This is a genomic window from Sphingobacterium sp. Lzh-3, assembly GCF_046764375.1.
Lineage (GTDB): Bacteria > Bacteroidota > Bacteroidia > Sphingobacteriales > Sphingobacteriaceae > Sphingobacterium.
Genome location: NZ_CP177226.1, coordinates 666,202 through 688,329, shown reverse-complemented (window position 1 = coordinate 688,329; position 22,128 = coordinate 666,202). Strand labels below are relative to the sequence as shown.

21 protein-coding genes are annotated in these 22,128 nt (G+C 38.4%); 8 read left to right on the top strand and 13 right to left on the bottom strand.

Annotated features, from left to right (window positions below; translation table 11 throughout):
* Positions 1-24: 24 nt before the first annotated feature.
* Genes ACLCDV_RS02805 through ACLCDV_RS02790 form a run of 4 tightly spaced genes read right to left on the bottom strand, consistent with a single transcriptional unit; the run spans position 25 to position 2,351 of the window.
* Complete coding sequence (locus ACLCDV_RS02805) at positions 25-570, bottom strand: DUF4252 domain-containing protein (protein WP_317668531.1); 546 nt, start codon at positions 568-570, stop codon at positions 25-27.
* Between the two features lie 6 nt (positions 571-576).
* Positions 577-1,098 (bottom strand): DUF4252 domain-containing protein, encoded by a 522-nt coding sequence (locus ACLCDV_RS02800; protein ID WP_120333165.1) that lies wholly within the window; start codon positions 1,096-1,098, stop codon positions 577-579.
* Positions 1,099-1,104: 6 nt separating this feature from the next.
* The gene (locus ACLCDV_RS02795) at positions 1,105-1,794 is read right to left on the bottom strand and encodes a hypothetical protein (RefSeq protein ID WP_411972868.1); all 690 of its coding nucleotides are present in this window, start codon (positions 1,792-1,794) and stop codon (positions 1,105-1,107) included.
* Positions 1,795-1,835: 41 nt separating this feature from the next.
* The gene (locus ACLCDV_RS02790) at positions 1,836-2,351 is read right to left on the bottom strand and encodes an RNA polymerase sigma factor (RefSeq protein ID WP_120333163.1); all 516 of its coding nucleotides are present in this window, start codon (positions 2,349-2,351) and stop codon (positions 1,836-1,838) included.
* A 272-nt stretch (positions 2,352-2,623) separates the two neighbouring features.
* Between ACLCDV_RS02790 and ACLCDV_RS02785 the strand changes: the two genes are divergently transcribed.
* Complete coding sequence (locus ACLCDV_RS02785; protein WP_317668533.1) at positions 2,624-3,460, top strand: hypothetical protein; 837 nt, start codon at positions 2,624-2,626, stop codon at positions 3,458-3,460.
* Positions 3,461-3,565: 105 nt separating this feature from the next.
* On the opposite strand, the gene ACLCDV_RS02780 is transcribed toward ACLCDV_RS02785, so the two are convergent.
* Positions 3,566-4,858, bottom strand: coding sequence for a DUF3472 domain-containing protein (locus ACLCDV_RS02780; protein WP_317668534.1), 1,293 nt, complete (start codon positions 4,856-4,858; stop codon positions 3,566-3,568).
* Positions 4,859-5,217: 359 nt separating this feature from the next.
* Here ACLCDV_RS02780 and ACLCDV_RS02775 point away from each other — a divergent pair, with 359 nt between their 5' ends.
* Positions 5,218-5,352 carry a hypothetical protein gene (locus ACLCDV_RS02775; protein ID WP_411972867.1) on the top strand — a complete coding sequence of 45 codons (135 nt, stop codon included), beginning with the start codon at positions 5,218-5,220 and terminating at the stop codon, positions 5,350-5,352.
* A 437-nt stretch (positions 5,353-5,789) separates the two neighbouring features.
* On the opposite strand, the gene argC is transcribed toward ACLCDV_RS02775, so the two are convergent.
* From argC to ACLCDV_RS02760, 3 genes are all read right to left on the bottom strand, one after another.
* Positions 5,790-6,803 carry an N-acetyl-gamma-glutamyl-phosphate reductase gene (argC, locus tag ACLCDV_RS02770; protein WP_317668536.1) on the bottom strand — a complete coding sequence of 338 codons (1,014 nt, stop codon included), beginning with the start codon at positions 6,801-6,803 and terminating at the stop codon, positions 5,790-5,792.
* 102 nt (positions 6,804-6,905) lie between these two features.
* Entirely contained in the window at positions 6,906-8,090 is a 1,185-nt protein-coding gene (gene argG, locus ACLCDV_RS02765; RefSeq protein WP_411972866.1) for an argininosuccinate synthase, read from the bottom strand.
* Between the two features lie 161 nt (positions 8,091-8,251).
* On the bottom strand, positions 8,252-8,968 hold the full coding sequence (locus tag ACLCDV_RS02760; protein ID WP_070561978.1) for a GNAT family N-acetyltransferase: 717 nt from the start codon (positions 8,966-8,968) through the stop codon (positions 8,252-8,254).
* Positions 8,969-9,543: 575 nt separating this feature from the next.
* Here ACLCDV_RS02760 and ACLCDV_RS02755 point away from each other — a divergent pair.
* Entirely contained in the window at positions 9,544-9,807 is a 264-nt protein-coding gene (locus ACLCDV_RS02755; protein ID WP_075990905.1) for a hypothetical protein, read from the top strand.
* A 22-nt stretch (positions 9,808-9,829) separates the two neighbouring features.
* On the opposite strand, the gene ACLCDV_RS02750 is transcribed toward ACLCDV_RS02755, so the two are convergent.
* A complete protein-coding gene (locus ACLCDV_RS02750) occupies positions 9,830-11,938 on the bottom strand; it encodes a S9 family peptidase (RefSeq protein ID WP_411972865.1) in 2,109 nt (702 codons plus the stop codon).
* Between the two features lie 326 nt (positions 11,939-12,264).
* On the opposite strand from ACLCDV_RS02750, the gene ACLCDV_RS02745 reads away from it, so the two are divergent.
* The 5 genes from ACLCDV_RS02745 (at position 12,265) to ACLCDV_RS02725 (ending at position 18,261) form a co-directional block, all read left to right on the top strand.
* Positions 12,265-13,890: a S8 family peptidase gene (locus ACLCDV_RS02745; RefSeq protein ID WP_411972864.1), complete on the top strand. Its 1,626-nt coding sequence runs from the start codon at positions 12,265-12,267 to the stop codon at positions 13,888-13,890.
* A 438-nt stretch (positions 13,891-14,328) separates the two neighbouring features.
* Positions 14,329-14,982 carry an endonuclease III gene (gene nth / locus ACLCDV_RS02740; protein ID WP_411973924.1) on the top strand — a complete coding sequence of 218 codons (654 nt, stop codon included), beginning with the start codon at positions 14,329-14,331 and terminating at the stop codon, positions 14,980-14,982.
* Between the two features lie 91 nt (positions 14,983-15,073).
* Positions 15,074-16,099 carry a recombinase RecA gene (recA, locus tag ACLCDV_RS02735; protein WP_411972863.1) on the top strand — a complete coding sequence of 342 codons (1,026 nt, stop codon included), beginning with the start codon at positions 15,074-15,076 and terminating at the stop codon, positions 16,097-16,099.
* Between the two features lie 193 nt (positions 16,100-16,292).
* On the top strand, positions 16,293-17,060 hold the full coding sequence (locus ACLCDV_RS02730) for an endonuclease/exonuclease/phosphatase family protein (protein WP_411972862.1): 768 nt from the start codon (positions 16,293-16,295) through the stop codon (positions 17,058-17,060).
* Between the two features lie 19 nt (positions 17,061-17,079).
* The gene (locus ACLCDV_RS02725; RefSeq protein ID WP_336836800.1) at positions 17,080-18,261 is read left to right on the top strand and encodes a metallophosphoesterase family protein; all 1,182 of its coding nucleotides are present in this window, start codon (positions 17,080-17,082) and stop codon (positions 18,259-18,261) included.
* 63 nt (positions 18,262-18,324) lie between these two features.
* Here the strand turns inward: ACLCDV_RS02725 and pruA are convergent, their stop codons facing one another.
* The 4 genes from pruA to ACLCDV_RS02705 all read right to left on the bottom strand — a co-directional run bounded on the left by pruA (position 18,325) and on the right by ACLCDV_RS02705 (position 22,122).
* Positions 18,325-19,962 (bottom strand): L-glutamate gamma-semialdehyde dehydrogenase, encoded by a 1,638-nt coding sequence (gene pruA / locus ACLCDV_RS02720; protein WP_411972861.1) that lies wholly within the window; start codon positions 19,960-19,962, stop codon positions 18,325-18,327.
* Positions 19,963-20,129: 167 nt separating this feature from the next.
* On the bottom strand, positions 20,130-20,789 hold the full coding sequence (gene msrA, locus ACLCDV_RS02715) for a peptide-methionine (S)-S-oxide reductase MsrA (RefSeq protein WP_411972860.1): 660 nt from the start codon (positions 20,787-20,789) through the stop codon (positions 20,130-20,132).
* Positions 20,790-20,944: 155 nt separating this feature from the next.
* Positions 20,945-21,553 carry a superoxide dismutase gene (locus ACLCDV_RS02710; RefSeq protein WP_411972859.1) on the bottom strand — a complete coding sequence of 203 codons (609 nt, stop codon included), beginning with the start codon at positions 21,551-21,553 and terminating at the stop codon, positions 20,945-20,947.
* Between the two features lie 101 nt (positions 21,554-21,654).
* On the bottom strand, positions 21,655-22,122 hold the full coding sequence (locus ACLCDV_RS02705) for a nucleoside deaminase (protein ID WP_411972858.1): 468 nt from the start codon (positions 22,120-22,122) through the stop codon (positions 21,655-21,657).
* Between the last annotated feature and the right edge of the window lie 6 nt (positions 22,123-22,128).

The following is a 22,128-nucleotide window of genomic DNA, read 5'->3' as shown; positions in this document are numbered from 1 at the left end:
TTTCGGTTTGAATCAGCGTACTTATTAAAGTTTATTTGCCAACTTCTTATCTTTGGATTTCATCTTGTTTAATCCGGCGATAAGTTCATCCAACGAAAACTTACCTTTGATATCCATAAACACACTTTCATCTTCATCATCATGGACCAGTAAAGAAACCCGCTGGATGACATTGTTCTTATCAATACGAGCGTTTAGCGAAATTTCCTGGCCATCGGTGTTAATAACCAGAAGTTCCTCAAATTTATTTTTCTTTAAAAACTTATGGTAATCGTCCAAAATACGCGCATTCTTTGTTTTATCATTATTCGAAAGCGTCAGCATCCTGAACTTCTTCAATTTCTTTACAATTTCGGCCATTGCACGAGTATCTTCATCGTTATCATCTTTTAAGGCTTTTTTCATAAAGGGTTTTGTTAACCACATCGGTAAATTGATCGCAACAATCTCAGCATCTTCAGATACATTAGACCGACTGACGAAGTCCATATTGGACGCTTTTTTTATCATGCATGATTGCATGGAGAAAAGAACGCCAACTAGGCACAACAAGGTTAGTAATCTTTTCATAATTTTCTACTTTTTGTTGTTATCTCCTTTGTTCTTATTTACCTTATTGTTCCCTTCGTTGACCAAGCTAGTCACATCTTTCAACGGTATAGCCCCGTCAAGAATCATAAATAGGTTTTGCCCATCTCCATTGATTGTAAGTAACAGATTGTTTAGGATATCTGCATTTGCAGACATATTTTCTACCATGAATCGGATATCTTGCCCATCACTGTTTAGCGACATAAGCTCTTCATATTTTAAATTAGACACCGCTCCCCGAATAATACCTGTTAAAGCTTTATCTTCTCCATCCTCAACAATCAGCATCCGCAACGATTTAACATTCTTAAGCAGTGGTGTAATTGTCTGCATATCCTCATCGTCTATTTTCAAATTACCCAATAGTTTGAACATCGGCGCCCCGATTTTGAGTGTTGTCACACCTTTCTTTCCTTGATATTGTTCAAAAAGTTTATCCAATTTTGAAATTTGTGCATTTGCCATACTTGCTACAAGTAGAAGGCAAGCTATTAAAAATCCTTTCATCTTATTTTAGTTAATCGTTATTGACATTTGTTTTATATTCATTGCTTTATCTACACCATTTTCCAAATTATTTGCCAGTAAACCTAAAGATTTTAGGGTCAGTTCAACAGCTTCCTGTTCGTTCGCGACAGGTTTCCCATTCAAAACAACATAATCTGCCCGGTAGGATTCACTTTCGACTGACTGCAGACCTTCAGCAACTATTTTCTTCTTTTCAGTCCATTCCTTCGCTTGTTTTTTCACTTTAGGGCGTTTGAACGTTTCTGCGATCTGTAACGTCTTACCCCTTTTCGCCGAACGGAAGCTATCATTAGAGTTATGAACTACTGTTTCTTTATTTTGATCTTCGATTAGCTGCTTGTCCGTGGATTTTAGCTCTTTCATTTCCTTTTCGGCAAATACCGGTACTCGCGTTGTTGGTTCCTGATTTAGGAATAGCGCAATTCCAATAGTCATTAACAACATGGCTGCTGCTGCATATTTGATCCAGCTATTTTTCCACCATACAATACGTTTCTTATCCTCATTGATCTCACTTTGGAAGTCCTCAAAGGACCAGTCCATTGTCTTATTTTTTTCCTGATTCAATGATTGAAAAAAAGCATTGTCCGAGTTTTTCAATGTTCTTTCTTCCTCTAATGACGACTGGCCATTAAAGTACTTCTCTTCCAGTTCTTTTAATTTCTTATCTTTCATCACTGTATATCTTATTTTCAAAGAAGATGAAACAATCGGGTTTATTTTTTACCTGAATAAATCCGCGTGGTTTCATAATCGAATAATCTTGTCAATTGTTCTTTTACCTTCTGTCTTGCACGCATCAGATTCACTCTGACTGCTGACTCCCCCATCTCCAATACTTCACCGATTTCATCGATGTCATAATCCTCAACATCGCGCAGATGCATAACAAGCCGTTGTTTTTCGGGAAGAGAATTGATCATCTCCAGAATAATTTCTTTCGTATTCCCAACGGTATGTTCGGTCATCGCAACAACCTGATGCTGTTCAACAAAATCCGCCCGGACCTTTTCTCTTTTTAAGCGATTGAGTGCTTCATTTTTCACACTCTGCATGCAGAAGGCTTCCATATTTTTGTATTGAAGCAACTGATCTTTTAATTGCCACAACCGCATCATCACATTTTGTACCGCATCAAAAGCCTCGTCATCATCAATCAAGATCCGTTTCGCAAAGCGAAATAGCTTATCTTTATGGATGAAAACGGTATTTTTAAATTGCTCTTGATTCATGTTATCGTCAATATTGAGACTTACGCTATTTTAATTTTTAATCGGCTTATGCTCCATCTCAATATCACCCGTGCCTTTTATATAATCAAGACATTTCAGCAGATCGATTTATTACATCTAATATGACTATTTTTTTAAAAATATTTAATTCACTGTGTATTAAACTTCAATGCGTAGCCCTAACGGCCTATTTTTAACCTTATTACAAACAAAATAGGAACATAGACTGTTACTTAAGATGCTGAATGATTAAAAAATTAAACAAAAAAATTATGAAGTATTACAGAATTACAGGTATTACTGCTGCAGTAGCGCTCCTAGTAGGCGCTGTTGGGTGTAACAACTCTTCTACGAAAAGTACAGGTGGAGCTGACTCAAGCAGCAGTATGGACACAAATACTGCACAAAAAATGGACTCGATCACCGTTAGTCCTATTGCAGACTCGAAAGAATTTCCTGGAGCTGATTTGCAGATCGCCTCGATCACTGCAGAAAAGGTAGGAACAGACTCCGCAAAAGTAACTGTAAAATATGCGATTAAGAATTTCAAATTGACTGAGATGACTGATGATGCCCATGCTGCCCATATGGCAAATTCGCATGATGGACAACATATTCATTTTATTTTAGACAATAAACCTTACACGGCTCTTTATAAGCCTGAGAATTCCGTAACAGTACCTTTGAATTCGGAACATTACCTGCTCTCCTTTTTATCAAGATCCTATCATGAATCCATAAAAACCACTGAAGCTTCTAAATTGGTAAAATTTAAGATTGATGCAACGGGTAAATTAACGACAGATGCAACACCAAAGGAACCATCACTTTTCTATTCGCGACCTAAAGGTGAGTATAAAGGAGATGAAACAAAAAATCTCCTGTTAGATTTTTACATCGTCAATACCAAACTTGCTCCAGACGGCAACAAGGTAATGGCAGATATCAATGGCCAGACATTTACATTGGACAAATGGGGACCTTATGAGATAAAAGGCCTGCCAATGGGCAACAATAAAGTAAAATTGACCCTAGTAGATAAGGATGGTAATGCTGTTACCGGAGATAACGTTTCGGTAGAACGTGATATCAAACTGTCTGAAAAATAAATTGAGGACTGTCCTAAACACAAAAGAGTCGCATTTTAATGCGACTCTTTTGTGTTTAGGACAAACTTTGAGCGACAAAAAGACATTGTCTTTATTCCTTTTTGATTAAGGCAGTTTGTCAAAATCAATTTTCGGTGCATTATTTTTATTCCGGAATTCAAACTTACTTCCTGGCTTAACAACGTCATTAAAGAAACCGCCATTTCTAAGGAAGTATCCGTTTTTCGTAATGCCGCCGATTGCATCAATGCGTTGATTTGCACGATAGGTATTATCGACACTGAAAGAAGCCTCCTGTACAGCTTTCCATTGTCCATCATAGACCCATTGATTGCCAAACTCTACCTTTCTACCCAGGTAGCCTTGATTAGGACTAAAGTTCTCTAAGAAACTATGGAATCGTTTCAGGTAGGTATTTGTCTGTGGACGTTTGAAGCTTGCGATCACATTCCATGCATTCTCTTCGGGTACAAAAAACCAAGCCGTATAATCAGTATTCCCTTTTCCATCGGGCACGCCTTTCAAGAGAAACTTATAGGTTACCCCTGCTTTCCAAAAGTACTTACGGTAACTCTGTCCGCCTGACCCTTCATTTCCAAACTCACCCGAATGCACATCCTTTCCTTTTTTTAGTAGATGGATTTTTTGCTCATCTGGAATACTTTTCGGGTCATCTGTGTGAAATGGACTCCATACGGAAAATAAGATCCGTCGCTCGGTTTCTGAATTAACCTGTATACCAAAGTAGCCTTCGCCAAAACCATTCGCCATAAAATAGGAACCAACTTTATCTTCTCCTTGAGGGACGGTTACTTCGTTATAATAGTAACTAACGTTACCCTCCGTAGGAACAGTATAATTTAGATGACAAGAAGGGCCTCTTCTGGACCAATAGTAATACTCAGGATCATTGGAAAATAGAAGACCTCCCGAAGCCGCTTCGCCGCTCACAAGCAATTCGGTTACATTGGCAAAATTGCTTCCCGATTTACTTAAGCCTTTTAAATTAACCTGAACGTAACCGGGCGACTTTACCTCAATGGACAGAGGTGCTGTTTCCGACAGCTCAGTACTTTCCACATTCACGATCGCCTTTTTCCCTAGTGCATCAATTTCTATTTTAGATTTCCCAGCATCATTTTTTGCTTTGAGCTTTAATGTTAATTTTCCAGCTTTCTGAGCCCGAAAATAAACTGATGCCACTTCCTGATCGCTTGACCATTTTACAAGGCCATTACGACCGGAAATTTCCGCTTCACCAGCTTGTCCTGCGGTAATGAAAGCATTCCCAGCAAGTGGTACGGCATAAGTCTCCCCTACTGTCTGCGCTATACCGCTTATCGAAAGACAGGATAAAGCTCCCATAAAGAGATACTGGATAAAGTGTTTTCTTTTCATACTTTATTTTTTTTATCAATTTATATATCAACCCTAGGCTAGTTATACTACCTGCGGTTATTAATGCTTGCCATGAATTCGAGATGCTGCCATACTCGAATACTTCACGAAACCAAACTCCTTTAGCTGTTCTGAAACTCAATTTATCAACTACCTTTCTGTTGCACTTTACTCTTGAATAAAGAGGGTATCGGTTTGTGAAACTGGATTATTTGATGAAGATAAGGCTTAGATTTACAGAAAAAGAAAGGAAATGTATATCAATCGATTGTGTAAAATTTATCTAAGTACATGACAAAATTTATAACAACTTCTGTCAATAGATCCACAATCTAAGCTTGTACATCAACATCTGTACGATGGCACAACGCATCTTTCTAGTTTCCTCGGCCCTCATTACCTTGACGATACAAATATGTACCCGAAATCAAGCGATGTCAATAGCAGCAGACAGCGGCGAAGAAATACGCCTAAATCCGATGGAAAACGGTTAAAAATGACAGCTAAACTCAGGGCGCCTTGACCTCAACAAGAGTGATCTTTGAGCTTAACAAGGGCTAAGGTAGGGGTGATCCTTTAGTCGATGTAGTATGTTTCTTGTTTCAGGCTTGAGTGAAGCATAAAATTGCGTTTTTTTTGACCCTGACTTTTTCTTATCCCGAGCTCAGGTTGAACGTGGTTCCGCCTGTAAGATAAACTAAGTTTATCGGAACCTGTGTTGAATGGCTCTAAGATTAAGAATATACGAGTGGAGCTACAAGATAGACAACGCACTTTCTTCAGCAGGAATGACATAAAAAAAAGTGAAGGATCTACCCTTCACTTTTCCACACGATGTTAATAAAATGTTGAAAACCTCATTTCGTTTTTAAGGTGATCCCTCAAGTTACTCACAACTTGTTTATATTGCTGTTTGATATCTTAAAAATGGCTAAAAACCAACGCTTTTCAAGTTTAATCCTGTGCGCTCGTCTAAACCGAACATTAAGTTCATATTTTGTACAGCTTGACCGGATGCGCCTTTCAGCAAATTATCGGTCGCATTTAAAATAAGTAGCTTATTTCCGTGCTTTTCGAGGTGGATAATACTTTTATTTGTATTAACGACCTGTTTGAGGTCAATATTTTTAGGACTGACATGTGTAAAAGGATGAGCAGCATAATAGCTCTCGTACAATGCATAGGCCTGCTCTTCAGACAAATCAGTGTCTACATAAATTGCCGAGAAAATTCCCCGGGCAAAATCGCCACGTTGTGGAACAAAATTAATTTTTGCAGCAGCACGTTCCAACAATGATCCTTCTGACACCGGTAAAAATCCCACTTGAAGCTGATCCAATGACTCAGAAATTTCCTGCAAATGCTGATGTTCAAAAGATTTGTAAGCAGAAAGGTTATTGTTACGCCAAGAGAAATGTGTTGTTGCTCCGGGTTTTTGTCCCGCTCCTGTTGATCCAGTTGTTGCATTAACATGGATTTGATCAGGTAATAAGCCTTTACTCGCTAATGGCAATAAAGCCAATTGGATATTTGTTGCAAAGCATCCTGGATTAGCGATATATTGTGCCGTCTTGATTGCTTCTTTGTTAAGTTCTGGAAGTCCATATACAAATTGTTGCCCTTGATAAGCCGTATTCGCACGAAGACGATAATCTTGCGAGAGATCAATAATCTTCACGGATACATCGATTGGATTTGCATCTAAAAATTTGCGTGCATCACCATGACCAACACATAAAAACAAGACATCAATAGCTGAGTGAAAGTCCGAAGAGAAGGTCAATTCAGTATCACCAAATAAATCATTGTGAACTTCATATAACTTATTTCCTGCATTGGAAGCGCTATTAGCAAATACGATTTCCACCTCAGGATGATAAATCAATACACGTAATAATTCACCACCAGTATATCCTGCCGAACCAATTATTCCTACTCTTATCATTTTCTTGAATTTAGTATTTAGGTATGCGTTATCAAATGTTGGGCAATGTATTTTTTCCGAAGAATTCTACCGCAGGAAAAAATACATTGCACCAAACAAGGTTTATTTTTTATTCACTTTGTGCCAAATGATGGTTTGATTTCCAAAAATTTTGGAGAAACCTTTCACATCATCACCTGTATAGCCTTTATTCATTTCACCGTAGCTTCCGAATTTATTCGACATCAAATCGTGATCAGACTCGACACCAATAACGACAAAACGGTATGGATGAAGTTCGACAATCACTCGGCCAGTCACTGTTTCTTGTGAAGATTGTAAGAAAGCTTCGATATCGCGCATCACAGGATCGTGCATTTGACCTTCGTGCATATAATTTCCGTAGAATGCTGCGATTTGGTCTTTCCACGACAATTGCCACTTGGTTAAGGTATGTTTTTCTAAGGTATGGTGTGCCTTGATTAAAATAACAGAAGCTGCAGCTTCAAACCCCACACGACCTTTGATACCAATGATCGTATCACCAACGTGGATATCACGGCCAATACCATATGGTTGGGCGATTGCCTGCAATTCTTGGATCACTTTAACAGAAGCCATTTTCTCACCATTTAATGCAATAGGCTCTCCCTTTTCAAAATCGATAGTAATTTGCTGCGGCTCTGAAGAAGTCACTGGAGTTGGCCATGCCGACTCTGGTAAGTATTGGTTGGATGTCAATGTTTCTGCTCCACCAACAGAAGTACCCCAAAGACCTTTATTGATGGAGTATTTTGCTTTTTCAGCAGAATACTCTACACCATGCTTATTCAAATACTCAATTTCAGCTTCACGCGACAATTGTAGATCACGGATTGGGGTGATAATTTCCACTCCTGGAATCAGGGTCTGGAAAATCATATCAAAACGTACTTGGTCGTTTCCTGCACCTGTAGATCCGTGAGCAACACATTCAGCACCAATTTTCTTTGCGTAGTTTGCAATTGCGGTTGCTTGGCATACACGCTCGGCAGATACAGACAATGGATAAGTTGCATTTTTTAACACATTGCCAAAAATCAAAAATTTAATAGTTTCGCGGTAATAGTCTGCCGTCTCGTCTATAGCTGTATGTGATTTCACACCTAAAGCATAAGCACGTTCTTCAATATTTTTTAATTCTTCATCCGAAAAACCACCTGTATTTACAACTACGGAATGAACTTCTAAACCTAAATCTTGTGTAAGATAAATACAACAGAATGAAGTATCTAATCCGCCACTAAATGCTAAAACTACTTTTTTCATTAGAATGTTATTTTATGAGTGTTTGTTTTCAACGGCTGATTTAAGCTCGTTTCACTCGGTTTTTTAGTATTATGTTGAGAGAACCTTGAACTGATCTCGTTATTATGAACATCTTCAGTTACCTGTTACATCTATTTTCAATATAATCGCTCGGCCTTAGCTTAATATCCTTTTGCGACTTTGTTATGCTTCGGAAAATTGACAGCAATAAATTTATTGGCCGATTTCCAAAACTTCGCCTGTATACGCTTTAGCAGAGACTGTTTTTGTGTAATTCTTTCCAAACGTTCTTTCGCTTCATGCTTGCGCTGGATCTTCTCCCGCAATTCACGTTCTTTCTCTTCGGGATCCCAAAGCATGGCGGTACACATGCAGTTTTTACGGTCTTTACTCATCAGGATCTCATAATTCACGCAGCTCTGACAGCCCTTCCAAAATTCATCATCGGAAGTCAATTCGGAATAGGGAACCGGTTCATAGCCTAGTTCTGAATTGATTTTCATCACGGCGAATCCGGTTGTCAAACCAAAGATCTTCGCTTTAGGGTATTTCTCACGTGAAAGCTCAAAGACTCTTTTTTTGATTGCTTTTGCCAAACCGACTTTTCTGAATTCGGGATTGACAATCAAACCTGAGTTAGCGACATAATCACCATGACCCCAAGTTTCTATATAACAAAAACCTGCCCATCGGCCATCTCTATGTAAAGCAATCACTGCTTTACCTTCATTCATCTTGTTGGCAACGTATTCTGGTTTACGACGCGCAATACCAGTACCACGAGCCTTTGCAGACTCGAACATTTCGTCGCAAATAACCTCTGCATAATGTGCATGCTCAGGTTTAGCCGGGATAATTAAAAAATCTGATATAGTCATTGACTTACGACCCTAATAATAAAACAACAACTACTGTTGTGTTTTGTTACTAAATAAATTAAAATAATGGATTCAAAACCATCGGACAATCATGGTCTTGCTTGGAAAGATTCACTACCTCAAATCAAGCCCGAGGTAGTATAGGTCGTCGGAGGCGTAAAACAGGTATTTCTACAAAAATGAAAGCACAAAAAACCTTCTTCATAAACTTCTCAAAAGTTTGAATATAAGAATAATCGTTCTTTTTGTTCTGTTTCATTTCTCTATGCTCTGTCAATTGTTTCTGACGATGCAAATGTATAAAAATATTTTTTTCTTTTCCACAATATTCTCTTTGATTTTTTGCAAAAATTAAAAATTTACAATCCACCGTCAAAACCCTCCTGTAAGCTTCATTTTCAAGCAATTAATCCACAACAAGTCGGTAATAGAACCATCACATTAGCGATATTAATTTGACAATAAAACGGATAAAGGTTTAAGGCTTTATCAATTGAAATTGTTGTTTTTTCTATCGGTTCGTTATTTTTAGTCAAAAACGATACTTTTGTAGGGATCATTTAATGGAGAATAGTATGTCACCGAGTTTAATTTTCTATATTATTTTTGCCGTCCCTTACATTATCTTTATGTATTGGCTCGTCAAACAGGACAAACATAAATATGCCTGGGGAATAGCAATCATTACTATTGTTGCCCTATTAGCGATCTACGTATCGCAGAAAGCCAGTAAAGTGGCCATGGACAATTATCAACAGCATCAGATCGATTCTAGAGAGATCGAGCGGGAAGAGCGTTTACAAAAACAACAGGATAGCATTAATCATGCTCAACAATAAAAAAGCGGCTAATGCCGCTTTTTTATTGTTCGTTTGTATAAATTGGAATAATCCCTTCCAATTTAAAGAGAAAAGCATATTCCAATGCAATTTCCTTTAAATAGTCAAATCGACCCGATGCCCCACCATGACCATAATCCATATCTGTTTTCAACAGTAAAACCGCATCTCCTATTTTAGTAGCTCTCAGTTTTGCTACCCATTTTGCTGGTTCAAAATACTGCACCTGACTATCGTGCAGCCCGGTTGTGACCAATAAATTAGGGTATTCTTTTGCTTCAATGTTTTCATATGGAGAATAGGCCTTCATATAATTATAGGCTTCCTTCTCATTGGGGTTACCCCATTCATCATACTCATTTGTAGTCAACGGTATTGTATCATCCAACATGGTATTCACCACATCTACAAATGGCACCTGAGCTATGATACCATGATATTGCTCAGGCGCAATATTAGCGATTACACCCATCAGCAAACCTCCGGCACTTCCCCCTTGCGCATAGAGATGTTCGGGCATACAATAATGTTGATCAATCAGGTATTTACCACAATCCACAAAATCATAAAAGGTATTCATCTTGTGCATCATTTTTCCATCTTCATACCAATGGCGCCCCATTTCCTCACCGCCCCTGATATGTGCCAAGGCATAAATAAATCCACGATCCAACAGACTCAGTCGATTGCTCGAAAAAGTGGGATCCATCGACGCACCATAAGATCCGTAGGCATATTGCAATAATGGAGCTGAACCATCAAGTTTGGTTCCTTTTTTATAAACAATAGAAATGGGCACCTGAACACCATCTCTTGCTGTTGCAAAAACACGTTCGGTGGTATATGCGGTTTGGTCATACCCGCCCAAAATCTCCTGTTGTTTTAACAATACTTTGTTCTGCTTAGCCATATCATATTCATAGACTGAGCTTGGTGTCACTAAAGAAGTATAGCCATATCGTAACTTATCGCTGTTGTATTCAACATTAATACCCGGATATACCGTATAGGCAACTTCTCCGAAATCCAAATAGTGCTGATGCTGACTCTTTAAATTATAAATTGCCAATTGGGTCAATCCATTTTTCCTTTCAGCAATCGCCAGAAAATCCTTAAACTCTTCAATATCGCTGACCAATACATCCGGTCGATGGTCTATGAATGGCTGCCAGTAGCTGCGATCTGTACGATCTAAGGGACATTGCATGATTCGGAAATTAATAGCTCCATCATTGGTCAGTATTAAGAACCGATCTTCCAATGCAACAACCGAATAGAGAACATCCTGTATCCTAGGCTGAAAAATACGAAATTCCGATTGTGGTGAATCAGCATTTAATAACCATATTTCTGAGGACAATGTTCCTTCAGAATTGATCATAATATATTTTCCATTTTTGGATTTACCAACTCCGATATAATTTGTGTTATCTTTTTCTTCGTACACAAGCACATCTGCTGCCGGATCGCCCCCCAATGTATGCCGCATAATCTTTTCACTAAGCAAGGTAACAGGGTTCTTGGCCGTATAGAACAAGGTTCGATTATCATTTCCCCAAATAGCGGCTCCCTCTGTATTCTTTATCTGGTCGGGATAGATTTCTCCGGTCTCGATATTTTTGATAAATATGGTATATTCTCTCCGAGAGACAGTATCCACACTAAAGGCAAGCAAACGATTATCCGGACTCACAGAAAATCCTTTTGCCGTATAATATGCGTGCCCTTCGGCAAGCTGATCTACATCCAACAGCACTTCCTCTTCGCCCTCCAGTGTCCCCTTTTTCCGACAGAATTTAAAATATTGTTTTCCCTCTTCTGTCCGGCTATAATAATAATAGCCATTTTTGTAATAAGGCACAGACTCGTCCTTTTCCTTAATCCGGGATTTCAATTCATGAAAAAGATTTTCCTGTAAATCTACCGTATCTTGAAGCATTAAATTGGTATAATTGTTTTCCTCTTCCAGATAGTCAATAACTTCTTGCGATTTTTCTCCTTTTTTAAAGTAATCAATCATCCAGTAATAATCATCTTGCACAGTATCATCATGTATCTTTCTGACATGGGGGTAAACTGCTGCCACTGGGGCCATCACATTAGGCCAAACTATTTTCTTATTTTGTTGCATTCGCTCTATTATACACTAATCAATATATATTCTTTCTTATCCTAGCTATCTAGATCGTCTAAATAAAACAGGAGACTCTTAGAAATGGTTTGAATTTAAGATATTTCGTCAACAGTTTGCTAAGAGAGATGGATTATAAATACTTTTAATAAAAATTAACAGTTCAGAAGAGGCATTAGCATTATCTTTGCTATTCTGCTATAGGCAGGAATATGCGAGTTTACAAGCTCATGAAGAAAATTTAAAATAAACAGGAGAGAATAACCAGGTGGAACGCGTGCATTGCAACAAATGAAAGCAGACACTTCATTAAGAATTATTTACATATGAATTTAAAAAAATCACTATATCTAATTGCTTTAGGATCATTGCCACTTATCTCTTTCGGACAATCTGATACCATTCCAGCAAATTGGTTCAATTTGGATTATAAAACAGATGGGGTCATGGGAATCAGTACCGAAAAAACGTATAAAACGTTATTGAAAGGAAGAAAATCTACTCCAGTCATTGTTGGGGTATTGGATGGAGGTGTTGATGTTTATCACGAGGATCTCAAAGATGTTGTGTGGATCAATACGAAAGATAGTCTCGCGAATGGTATAGATAATGATGGCAATGGCTATATTAATGATAAATACGGGTGGAACTTCATTGGTAACGCAGATGGAAAAGATGTGCAATTCGACAACTTGGAATTGACAAGACAACTTAGGATCCTGGATAAAAAGTTTGCAAATATTACAGCAGCAACAGAACTCAATGAAGCTGGCCGAAAAGCTTTCACTAGTTATCAAAAGATGCTTGCCAAATATAAAAACAAGCTAGAAGAAGCTAAGATGGGCCAATTTTCCTACGATGCGCTCAAACGCAACATAGATGCTGTCGTCCGTGAAATTGGTAAAAAACCCGAAGATATCACACAGGATGATATAGACAATTTCAAAGCGACCACAAACACGCAACGTATCGCACTTGGCTATGCAAAGGATGAAATCAACAACGGCGGCTTCGCCAAATTTTTTGATGATATCACCGAAGGCGCAAAATATTTCAACAATCAAGTTGATTATCATTTAAACAAAGCATACGATTCTCGACCTATTGTTGGAGATAATTATGAAGATGCTTCAGAGCGACACTACGGAAATGCTGATGTAAAAGGACCGGACGCATTACATGGCAGCCATGTCGCAGGAATCATTGGTGCAAAACGTAATAATAATATTGGTATCAACGGAGTAGCGGACAATGTTAAAATACTCACAGTTAGACTTGTCCCTGATGGTGATGAGCGTGATAAAGACGTCGCAAATGCCATTCGCTATGCAGCAGACAATGGCGCCAAAGTACTTAACATGAGCTTTGGAAAGAGCTATGCCTATAATAAACAAGCTGTAGATGACGCGATCAAATATGCTGAATCCAAAGATGTACTGATGGTGCATGCTGCGGGGAATGACAGTGAAGATAACGATATAGAGCCTAATTTTCCGATGAAGTATTATACGGATGTAAAAGGTGATACAACCGGGGTTGCCAATGCTTGGATCACAGTTGGCGCAACTGGCCTTCATTTGGATAATGAACTTTTGGCTGATTTTTCCAATTATGGTAAAAAGACTGTCGATGTTTTCGCGCCGGGAGTCCATATTAACTCTACTGTGCCAGATTCCAAATATAAAGAAGAACAGGGTACGAGTATGGCTGCTCCTGTTGTTGCAGGATTAGCCGCAATGATCCGTTCTTATTATCCCAATTTAAGTGCTGTAGAAACCAAACAGATTATTATGGAATCTGTGGAAAAGCCTGATCAACTTGTACAGGTAAAAGTAGGTGAAGATGCGACAAAAACTGTTCGTTTAGCAGATATTTCTGTCACTGGGGGTATAGTCAATGCGTATAATGCCATCATTAAAGCAGAGGAATACACCAACAGAAAGAAAAAATAAATATTTTCTCGTTTTTTATACCAAAACTATCTTTTGTCCGTTTAATTATTTAACTTACAGAGACAAAACAACAGATGCTTATGGTAGAAAACTTTACCCAATCAGAAAACGAAGTTCAAAATTTGCTAACCCAAAACGAGAAGGTAATGACAGACGAGGACATAGAAAATGAATTGAAACTTCAATTGCCAAAAATGTTGCTTCATCCAAGCAAAAGATGTATAGAGAATATCCTAGCATATTCTAAACAACTGGAAAAAAGAAAGGCCTAATCTGTAGATTAGGCCTTATTTTTTAATCTTAATATCGCCTTGATTTACCTGCAGTCTAAAACGGTCGGAACTTGCTTTCCGCTTTGCGCGCTAAAATCAGACTATTCCACTTTTACTAGACGTCAAAATTTCTTTTTTGATGGAAATTTTGGCTAGTTTTGAACCGATGTTAAAACAAGAACGATACAAGGCTTTCGTAGATTATTTCTCCAAAAATAGTCCTGACGCACAGACAGAACTCAACTATAGCAATCCATTTGAATTACTGGTTGCTGTTATTTTATCTGCACAGTGTACAGATAAAAGGATCAACCAAGTCACGCCCAAATTGTTTGCACGCTACCCAGATGCACACAGCTTGGCAGCCTCTAGTGTAGATGAAGTATTTAGCTATATCAGATCGGTAAGCTATCCAAATAATAAGGCCAAACACCTAGTAGGAATGGCTCAGCTACTCATTGAAAAGTTCGACAATATTGTCCCCGAAAAAATTGAGGATCTTGTGAAACTTCCGGGTGTGGGTCGAAAAACTGCTAATGTTATTTCTTCTGTTGTTTATCATAATCCGGCTATGGCCGTAGATACACATGTTTTCCGTGTTGCAAACCGTCTTGGGCTAACCTATCGTGCAACAACACCATTGGCCGTGGAAAAACAGCTGGTAAAAAATCTACCTAAAGATACAATTGCGATCGCCCATCATTGGCTAATCTTACATGGACGTTATATATGTCTGGCCCGAAAGCCAATGTGTGAGAAATGCCCGATCACTTATATGTGCAAATACTTTGAAAAAAATCACCATATAAAAAGTGTCTAAGCTATAACAGAGACAGAAAACTAATTTTTTTAGTGAAAATATTTGGTTTATGATTTTTAATTTTTAATTTTGAGAAATATATACTAAAAATATGAGCAACACAGATAAACTAAAAGCTTTACAGCTGACGTTAGATAAATTGGAAAAGAACTTTGGAAAAGGTTCAATTATGAAATTAGGTGATACTGCTGTTGAGCCGATCGAGGCTATTTCTACAGGATCTCTAGGCTTGGATATCGCTTTAGGAATTGGCGGTGTGCCAAAAGGTCGCATTATTGAAATATATGGGCCTGAATCTTCAGGTAAAACGACTTTAGCAACTCACATTGTTGCAGAGGCGCAAAAAAAAGGCGGTATTGCAGCAATCATTGATGCGGAACATGCCTTTGATAAATATTACGCTCAGAAATTAGGCGTAGATGTAGAAAATTTATTGATTTCTCAGCCAGATAATGGTGAGCAAGGTTTGGAAATTGCTGATAACCTGATCCGTTCTGGCGCAATTGACGTTATTGTCATTGACTCCGTTGCAGCTTTGGTACCAAAAGGTGAGATCGAAGGGGAAATGGGAGATTCTAAAATGGGGCTTCAAGCTCGTTTAATGTCCCAAGCTTTACGTAAATTGACCGGTACAATTGCAAAAACAAACTGTTGTTGTATTTTCATCAACCAATTGCGTGAAAAAATTGGTGTGATGTTTGGCAACCCAGAAACAACAACTGGTGGTAATGCATTAAAATTCTACGCTTCTGTACGTTTAGATATCCGTCGTACATCACAAATCAAAGACTCTGACGAAGTATCGGGTAACCGCGTAAAAGTGAAGATTGTAAAAAACAAAGTAGCCCCTCCGTTCCGCATTGCGGAATTTGATATCATCTTTGGTGAAGGTATCTCTAAAGTAGGTGAAATCATTGATCTAGGTGTTGAATATGGTATTATTAAAAAAGCAGGCTCTTGGTTTAGCTATGGTGAGACCAAATTAGGACAAGGTCGAGATGCTGTTAAAGCCTTATTATTCGACAATCCAGATTTAATGGACGAACTTGAAGCTAAAATCCGTGCTGAAGTGACAGGAGAAGATCCAATGCTTAACATCGAGGAAAACGAAGACTAGTTTGCTGTAAAAATTAGTATAATGTAGGTAGCCATCCTGTTTAGGATGGCTATTTTTTTTGCGAAAATTCAAGTGCTTAGATGATTATTTTGTTACATGTCCAAAGTTTTCAATTTGTACTAATAGATTTTATTAATTTTAGCAGGTCGAGCTAAAAACGCCTGACATCCAAATGCTAAACTTAATATAAACAATGAATCGTAAACTAATTTTATTTCTTTTAATACTGATAGGCTCAGTATTTCATCTACATGCGCAAACGATACGCGTACTCTCCTTTAATATCCACCACGGAAACCCACCCACCGAAAAAGAATCAGTTATCAACCTTGACACAATTGCCAAAATTATTAAAAATTCAAAAGCTGACCTCGTAGGTCTTCAGGAAATCGATGTCAATCTCGGTAGATCATATTTTGAAAATCAAGCCAAAAAATTAGCCGAATTAACAGGCATGCACTATATATTTTCCAAAGGGATAGACCTGGATAAAGGTGAATATGGTACCGCCATCTTATCAAAAAATCCAATTGAACGTGTAGAGAAACACTTTCTACCTTCCCCTGTGGAAAGCGAAACACGTAGTTTATCTGTAATCGAAGTCACGATACACAAAAGAAAACTTTTATTTGCAAATACACACCTTGACCTGAAAGACAAAAACAAAATCGAACAGGCAAAATTCATCACCCAGCGTTTCAAAAACGAAAAGTTACCCACTATCCTTGTCGGTGACCTGAACTCCGAACCCAATGACCCAGCGATTACTGAACTTAGCAAAATATTCACAAAAAGCAGCATTGCTAACGGATTTACGTTTCCTCAAGATAAACCCACTACTGAAATCGACTATATCATGATCAATACAACATCTGCCGCAAAGTTCTCCAACCACCGTATTCTGAACGAACAATACGCCAGTGATCATCGGCCATTATATGTCGAGATAAACATTAAATAACCACTTGTGACCTTTAAATATGAATTTTAACAGAAGAAGATTTTTGGAAGCCCTAGCACTGGCTGGGATTACACTGCCCAATATCAGCATCGCGCAAGAAAAAGAAGCAAATGAGGCAGACGGCGAGTTCAGCTTTGTCGTACCTGCCTATCTACAAAATCAAACCGAGACAGGAATCAGTATTTTTACGATTTTGAGCAAAGATGCCTTTGCTTGGCTCGAGATTCTCGACAACACAGGGAATGTCCAAAAAAAGATCTACCAATCCGAGGATGGGATGATCAATGCCAATACTGATTTCTTTCATTTTACGATTGAAGACGCGCCCCGATCGTTTCGCTATCGCATCAAGGCGAAGGAAATCCAAAAATTCGATCCTTATAAAATCGTATACGGTCAAGAAATAGAAACCGCTATTTTCGAGGCTAAATTAGCCAAGAGCAATCAAGAGCAGATTCGATGTCTGGTCTATAACGATGTACATGAGGAAAAAAGCAGCTATCGTGACCTTATTCCGCGTCAGGATATTTCACCCTACGATTTTTTTGTACTGAATGGTGATTCCTTTCATTATGTCACCAATCAGCAAGATATTACGGAGAAACTACTAAAGCCAATTGAATTTTTTGCGACAGGAAAACCATTCATTATGAATCGGGGAAACCATGAGACAAGGGGATCCTTCGCACGTAATTTCAAACGATATTTTGGTTATCCTGACAACAAGTATTACCAAGCCTTTAAAAGAGGTCCTATTTTTTGGATCATGCTGGACAGTGGCGAAGACAAGCCCGACAATCATGAGGTATACGCCGGAACAGTCGATTATGATAACTACAGAAAAGAACAGGCTCAATGGCTGGAAAAGGTTCTACAATCCAAGGAAAGAAAGCGTGCACAACATACTGTTGTTATTAGCCATATACCGATTTTTCATTCGGATGACTGGCATGGTACCTTGAATAACAGAGCATGTTTTCATCCCTTGTTTCAGAAATATAAAATTGATGCCATGATCTCTGGCCACACACATCAATATGGATACTATCCAGCAGATAAAGACCACAATTATCCTGTATTTATAGGCGGAGGTCCAAAAGTTGGGAAAAGAACTATCATCGATGTAGCCGGGAACAACAAGTCATTGAACATACGGATGACTAGAGACGATGGCACAGAACTGGGATTATTTAAGAAATAGAAAAGGGCGCTTGATAAGCGCCCTTTTCTATTTTGATTGAAGAAAGCTGCTATGCGAGCTTCCTTATTCTCCCTTTTCCAAGAAAGGGTATCGATAATCTGTATCTGGATTAAATGTCTCTTTGATTGTACGAGGAGACACCCAACGAATCAAATTGATCATTGATCCCGCTTTGTCGTTTGTACCCGAGCCTCTAGCACCACCAAACGGTTGTTGACCTACGACAGCACCTGTACACTTATCATTCACGTAGAAGTTACCAGCGGCATGTCTCAATTTATCTGTTGCTAAATTAATCGCATAGCGATCTTGCGCAATGATTGATCCAGTCAAGGCATAAATCGATGTTGTGTCAACAATATCTAACGTTTCTTCAAACTTAGCATCCTCGTAAACATATACGGTCAGGACAGGTCCAAACAATTCCTCAACCATTGTCTCGTAATCTGGTTTTGAAGCCTCAATGATTGTTGGATGAATGAAATATCCTTTAGATTTATCGTATGTACCACCAACTACAATTTCTGCATCATTAGATTCTTTAGCTCTGTCGATATACTTCGCTAATTTATCAAATGACTTCTCATCAATTACAGCATTGAAAAAGTTTGTAAAATCTTCTGTTCCACCGATTGTAAAAGATTTTACGTCAGTCGTCATAGATTCTTTCAATGCAGGCCACAACGATTTAGGAATGTATGCACGTGATGCCGCAGAACATTTTTGACCTTGGTATTCGAAAGCACCACGAACCAAAGCTGTATTTGCAGCTTTCAAATCGGCCGAAGGGTGTACAACGATAAAATCCTTACCACCAGTCTCACCGACGATACGTGGATACGTTTTATAACGGTGGATATTATTACCGATCGTCTTCCAAATATCCTGAAATACTCCTGTTGAACCAGTGAAGTGGATACCTGCGAAATCTGGGTGTTGGAAAATCACATCACCAGCGTCAGGACCTGAAACATACACCAAGTTGATAACACCATCCGGAAGACCAGCTTCACGGAAAATTTTCATCAATACATTTGCTGAATAGATCTGGGTATTGGATGGTTTCCATACCACAACATTACCCATCATTGCAACACAGGAAGGTAGATTACCCGCAATAGCTGTAAAATTGAATGGAGTCAATGCAAATACAAAACCTTCAAGAGGACGTTGTTCTACACGGTTCCAAACACCTTTACCTGATATAGGAGGTTGTTGTTTATAGATTTCGCTCATGTATTGTACATTGAAACGCAAGAAATCCACAATCTCACATGCCGAATCAATTTCTGCCTGATATGGGTTCTTTGATTGTCCCAACATTGTTGCAGCATTCAACTCATAACGGTATTTACCTGAAATCAATTCAGCAGCTTTTAAGAATATCGCAGCACGATCTTCCCAAGTAAGGTTTTCCCAATCCTTTTTTGCCGCTAAAGCTGCATTGATTGCATCTGTTACATGAGATTTATCACCTTGATTGTATTGACCTAAAATATGTTGGTGGTCATGTGGAGGAGCTATGTTTACTTTTTTAGAAGTAGTGATTTCTTTACCACCAATATACATTGGGATATCGATTTGTTTCGAACGTGCCTCATCAATTGCTGCTTTCAACAATTTACGTTCTTTCGTTCCGACAGCGTATGTATACACCGGTTCATTGGCAGGAACAGGAACTGTAAAAAATCCTTTAGACATATTACAATTATTAATTATTCACCAAAAAATACTATTTATGAATCGTGAAGCGAACAAGTCCGTTCATTCCATTATTTGCATCAGAAACCATGGTTTCAACCTGTTAGCATCACACTAAATAGCGTTAATAGAAGTAAAATTACCTCAAATTTTATGAATACCCAAAGTTACTGTCCCTCTTTGAGCACCTTGGAAAAGATACGTTTAAATTTTTCCAATTTCGGTTTAATCACCAACTGGCAGTATGGCTCTTTTCCATTTAATCTATAATAATCTTGATGATAGTCCTCTGCCGGATAAAATACTGTTGCCGGAACTACTTCTGTTACAATAGGTTTATTAAAAACATGCTCCTTCTCTAACGCCGAAAGATAATATTGCGTCTTATCAAGCTGCTCTTTATTGTGTACAAAAATAGCTGAACGATATTGGGTGCCAACATCATTCCCTTGACGATTGAGCTCCGTTGGATCGTGTGCTACAAAAAAGGCTTCCAATAGTTTGTCGTAGCTGATCACTTTTGGATCAAAAATAATATTGGTCGCTTCCGCATGTCCTGTACTCCCGGTACAAACCTGCGCATAACTCGGATTTGCCACCCATCCGCCAGTATATCCTGAAATAACATTTACGACACCCTTTAACTCTTTAAATTGTGCCTCAGTACACCAAAAACACCCTGCTGCAAATGTTGCTGTATCCAAACTCGCCGTATTTTTAGCAGGCAATTTGGTGAAATCAGTTTTTTTTACCCGAAGCCCTTGCTGCTGCCCCTGGCAAGAGTTCAATACAAAAAGCGCTGTTAAAAGTATCAGAATATTTCTCATAAATAATTACCCTTCTTCCTTCCGTTTATGTTCCCCGAATTATTGGAGTTAAATTCATGCCCTATAAACAAATACCCACTAGGTTTTGTTTATAAAATAGAAAAGCGACAATAAGTTATTATTGTCGCTTTTCTATTTTTCTATCAAATGATCAACTATTTAGCTGCAGCATAGTTTTGTGCTACGGCATCCCAATTGATAACATTAAAGATTTCCTCTAAATACGCTGGACGTTTATTTTGGAATTTCAAATAATAAGCATGCTCCCAAACGTCGATACCTAAGATAGGCGTACCTTTTACCTCAGCAACATCCATCAATGGATTGTCTTGGTTTGGTGTAGAAGTTACGGCCAATTTACCATCAGCACCAACGATTAACCAAGCCCATCCTGAGCCAAAACGAGTTGCACCAGCAGCTTGAAGTTGCTTTTTCAACTCATCAAATGAACCAAATGTAGCATTGATTGCTTCGGCTAATTCACCTGTTGGAGCTCCACCTGCATTTGGGCCTAAAACCTTCCAAAACAAAGAGTGGTTGTAGTGACCACCACCATTATTACGTACTGCTGCGCTGTATTTACTTACATTTTTAATAATATCCAATAGGGATAAATTTTCTGCCTCTGTTCCTGCGATTGCTTTATTTAAGTTATCCACATATGCCTGATGGTGTCTGTCATGGTGGATTTCCATTGTAGTTTTGTCAATATGTGGTTCCAATGCGTCGGCTGCGTATGGTAACGCTTCTAATTCAAATGCCATATCTATTTTAATTTAAATGTTTATTACTTCGTTTATATATACAAATATAACATAATATACACGGTTATGTTTTTATGTGTTACAATAAATCCAATATTTCGCTACCGTTTTTGACGAAAAAATGATTTTACCAAATCAGCACATTCATCCTGCAAAACACCATGGGTAATGACCGTTTTGGGATGTAATATTTTATCGTGAAAATGGGAATAGCCACGCTTTTCATCTTTGGCTCCATAGACTATTTTACCAATATGTGTCCAATAGGCCGCCCCGGCACACATAATACAAGGCTCAATGGTAACGTATAATGTACATTCATCCAGGTATTTGCCCCCAAGGTAATTTGCTGCTGCTGTAAAAGCCTGCATTTCAGCGTGAGCTGTCACATCATTCAATCGCTGCGTCAAATTATGACCTTTCCCTATAACACGGCCCCGATGAACAATAACTGCCCCAATAGGTACCTCCCCCTCTTCGTACGCGATCTTCGCTTCATTCAATGCCATACGCATGAACGACTCGTCACTATCGATGAGTTGTGTTCCTTCAAAATCTATAAATGTCATGGTACA